The sequence below is a fragment of the Sphingomonas sp. genome (genome assembly GCF_031372575.1).
Taxonomy (GTDB): domain Bacteria; phylum Pseudomonadota; class Alphaproteobacteria; order Sphingomonadales; family Sphingomonadaceae; genus Sphingomicrobium.
This window is the reverse complement of sequence record NZ_JANMLM010000074.1, coordinates 1-3250: the sequence shown is the minus strand read 5'-3', so window position 1 is coordinate 3250 and position 3250 is coordinate 1. Positions and strand designations below refer to the sequence as shown.

Sequence of the window (3250 nt, the reverse complement as noted above, 5' to 3'; positions counted from 1 at the left end):
TGGCGTAACGGACCATCATGAAGATGACGAAGGCGAGGATCACGAAGCCGATCACCACCGAGATGAAATTGCCGTAGCCGAGCAGTGGCACGCCAGCCGCTTTGAGCGCCGCATAGTCGGTCAGTGAGCCGGTGTAAGTTGCCGGCACCGCGCCCAAGGTGATGAACTTGCTCGAGAAATCGAGTCCGCCAAAGATCGCGCCGATGATCGGCATGATGATATCGTCGGTCAGGCTGGCGACAATCTTGGCGAAGGCGGCACCGATGATCACCGCCACGGCCAGATCGAGCACATTGCCCTTCATGATGAAGGTCTTGAATTCACTGAGCATGACGATTGCACCCCCTTGGTCATTGAAACCGCCTCGCGCAGTTTCTACGTCACGGATATAGCACGGTTCATACAGGGAATTAAGCAATGACCGCCAACCACCTTCGCGCTGCCTTGCTCGCGCCGCTCGCCGCCGTCAGCCTTGCCGGATGCGGTCTCAATTCGGTCCCGACGGCGGAGGAGAACGTCAACGCCAAATGGGCCAACGTCCAGAATGAGTATCAGCGCCGCAGCGACCTGATTCCCAATCTCGTGTCGACGGTGAAGGGCTATGCCAAGCAGGAATCGACCGTGTTGCAGCAGGTCACTGAGGCACGCGCCAATGCCGGGCGCGTGACGCTCAATGCGGCCGACCTGAGCGATCCCGCCAAAGTCCAGGCGTTCAACAATGCGCAGAACCAGCTGAGCCAGGCGATCATTCCGCTGCAGCGTCTGCAGGAGGCTTATCCCGACCTCAAGTCGAACACCAATTTCCTCGCGCTTCAGTCGCAGATCGAGGGCACGGAGAATTCGATCCTGGTTTCGCGCAAGGATTATAACGAGGCGGTGCAGGCCTATAACACCCGCATCCGCACCTTCCCCGACGCGATCGGCGCAAAAGTGTTTTACGGTGCCAAGCCAAAGGTTCCGTTCGAGGCCGCCGCCGGATCGCAAAACGCGCCCAAGGTCGACTTCAACGCCGCCGGCTAAGGTGCAACTCCCGACTTTGACTCTTAGGCGTGCGATCGGGCGCGCTCGCATGGTCGCGCTGTCGCTGATGGCATTGCTGGCATCGATCGTCCTGGCGGAACCGGCGTTGGCGCAGACGTTTCCGAAACTGACCGGGCGGGTGGTCGATGGCGCGCGCCTGCTGAGCGCTTCGCAAGCGGTCGATGTCGACAGCAAATTGTCTGCTCTTGAGGCGCGCACCGGTCGCCAGCTGGTCGTCGCCACGGTGCCCAGCCTTGAGGGGCGAACGATCGAGGATTATGGCTATCGGCTGGGCCGCACCTGGGGAATTGGTGCAGACGGCAAGGGTGAGGCCAACAAAGACGACGGCGTGATCCTGCTGATCGCGCCCAAAGAACGCAAGGTGCGGATCGAGACCGGCTATGGTGCGCGCGTATTCATCACCGACGCGCTGTCGAGTGTGATCATCAACGAGGCGATCCTCCCGCGGTTCAAGGCCGGTGACATGGGCGGCGGGATTGTCGCCGGGACCGATGCGATCATCCAGCAGCTCGAACTGCCCGCCGCCGAGGCCGCCAAGCGCGCGCAGGAAGTCGGTGCCAAGGAAACCCGGCGTGGCCGGAGCGGCGCGGGGGTCTTGCCGGTCGTATTCATCGTCATCATCTTTTTCACCATCCTCGGCGGGATCAGCCGCGCATCCAGTGGTGGACGGCGCTATCGCGGTCGGCGATCGGGCGGTGGAATCGATCCGCTGGTGGTGTTGTGGGGCCTTGAGGCGATCAGTCGCGCCTCGCGCGGCGGCGGCGGCGGCGGCGGGTTTGGCGGCTTCGGTGGCGGCGGCGGTTTCGGCGGTGGTGGCGGCGGATTCTCCGGCGGCGGCGGGTCGTTTGGCGGCGGCGGAGCATCGGGCGGATGGTGACGACGCCGATGAACGAGGCCGATCATGCCAAGGTCAGCGCCGCAATTGCCGCAGCGGAAAGCGGGACCGATGGCGAGGTCATCGCGATCATCACCGAGCGGTCGGATAGCTATCACGACGTTGGCCTGCACTATGCAGTGGCGCTGCTGTTTCTGGTGCTTGCGTCATTTGCGGCGTGGCCCGGGCTGCTCGAGGGATGGTGGGTGCGGCTGATGGGCTGGACCGCCCCGCCCGTGCTGCAGGATCATTTGCTGCTGTTGCTCGGCCTTGGCTTGCTGTCATTTCTGATCACCTTGTTCGTGATGCGTTATATGCCGCTTCGCCTCGCACTGACCCCGGGCAAAACCAAGACACGGCGAGTGCGGCGGCGTGCGGTCATGCTGTTCAAGGCGGCAGCCGAGCGGCGCACGGTCGGGCGTACCGGGGTGCTGATTTACCTGTCGATGGGCGAGCATCGCGCCGAGATCATCGGCGATGATGCGATTACCGCCGTGACCACGCCCGAGACCTGGGGCGAGGCGATGGTGGCGCTGCTGACCGACGTGAAAGCTGGCCGAGCCGCCGACGGCATTGCGGCGGCGGCCGTGCTGATCGGAGCGGTGCTGGCGGAGCAGTTCCCCAAGGACGGCGCCGACACCAACGAAATCCCCGACAAGCTGATCGAGCTCTAAGTGGCCGACAAAGTCGTGCGATGGGAGGGGAAATATCTCCGGCTGGTGACCGATGGTGCATGGGAATTTGTCGAGCGTGTCGGCGGTATGACGGCGGTCGTGATTGTCGCGGTGTACGACGGCCAATATATCCTTGTCGAACAGGCACGGGTGCCGCTCGGCAATCGACGCTGCATCGAGCTCCCCGCCGGGCTGGTCGGCGATGACGATGATGACCTGGGGATCGAAGCAACTGCGCTGAAGGAGCTGGAAGAGGAAACCGGCTTTTTCGCGAACCGTATCGAGCGGCTGGGCGACTATTACAGCTCGCCGGGGATGGTCGCCGAAGGGTACACGCTGGTGCTGGCGCATGGAGTCCAGCCGGGCGGGACCAAGATCGAGGATGACATAATCGTTCACCTAGTCGCGCCGGGGGATATGGCGGGCTTCATCAAGGCCAAGCGGGCGGCGGGGTTTGCCATCGATACGAAGCTGCTGTTGCTGCAGGCGGACGAATTGCTTGGTTGATCCATGGTCGAGCGAGACCGCCGTTGGTCGAACCTGCCGTTGCCATTGGTTCAGCCGCGTCCTTATAGCACCCACGAAATTGATGATTTTGGGAGAGGCATATGAAGATTTTACTGCTGGGCAGCGCCGCTGCCCTCGCGCTTGGCGGATGCGC

At 62.9% G+C, this 3250-nt stretch carries 5 protein-coding genes; 4 read left to right on the top strand and 1 reads right to left on the bottom strand.

Annotation, left to right across the window (positions count from 1 at the left end):
• Positions 1-331 (bottom strand): large conductance mechanosensitive channel protein MscL (mscL, locus tag RMN73_RS06835; RefSeq protein ID WP_309602574.1); only part of this gene is annotated, 331 nt, incomplete at its 3' end.
• A gap of 86 nt (positions 332-417) precedes the next feature.
• On the opposite strand from mscL, the gene RMN73_RS06830 reads away from it, so the two are divergent.
• The 4 genes from RMN73_RS06830 to RMN73_RS06815 are packed head-to-tail and all read left to right on the top strand — an operon-like array spanning position 418 to position 3096.
• On the top strand, positions 418-1020 hold the full coding sequence (locus RMN73_RS06830) for a LemA family protein (RefSeq protein ID WP_309602573.1): 603 nt from the start codon (positions 418-420) through the stop codon (positions 1018-1020).
• A gap of 49 nt (positions 1021-1069) precedes the next feature.
• Positions 1070-1918: a TPM domain-containing protein gene (locus tag RMN73_RS06825; RefSeq protein ID WP_309602572.1), complete on the top strand. Its 849-nt coding sequence runs from the start codon at positions 1070-1072 to the stop codon at positions 1916-1918.
• A gap of 8 nt (positions 1919-1926) precedes the next feature.
• Complete coding sequence (locus RMN73_RS06820) at positions 1927-2589, top strand: hypothetical protein (protein WP_309602571.1); 663 nt, start codon at positions 1927-1929, stop codon at positions 2587-2589.
• Positions 2590-3096, top strand: coding sequence for an NUDIX hydrolase (locus tag RMN73_RS06815; RefSeq protein ID WP_309602570.1), 507 nt, complete (start codon positions 2590-2592; stop codon positions 3094-3096).
• Positions 3097-3250 lie beyond the last annotated feature (154 nt).

What these genes read in the sequence shown, in the direction of transcription:
- RMN73_RS06830 (WP_309602573.1), top strand. Translation starts at nt 418, where the DNA reads ATGACCGCCAACCACCTTCGCGCTGCCTTGCTCGCGCCGCTCGCCGCC.
- RMN73_RS06820 (WP_309602571.1), top strand. Translation starts at nt 1,927, where the DNA reads ATGAACGAGGCCGATCATGCCAAGGTCAGCGCCGCAATTGCCGCAGCG.
- RMN73_RS06825 (WP_309602572.1), top strand. Translation starts at nt 1,070, where the DNA reads ATGGTCGCGCTGTCGCTGATGGCATTGCTGGCATCGATCGTCCTGGCG.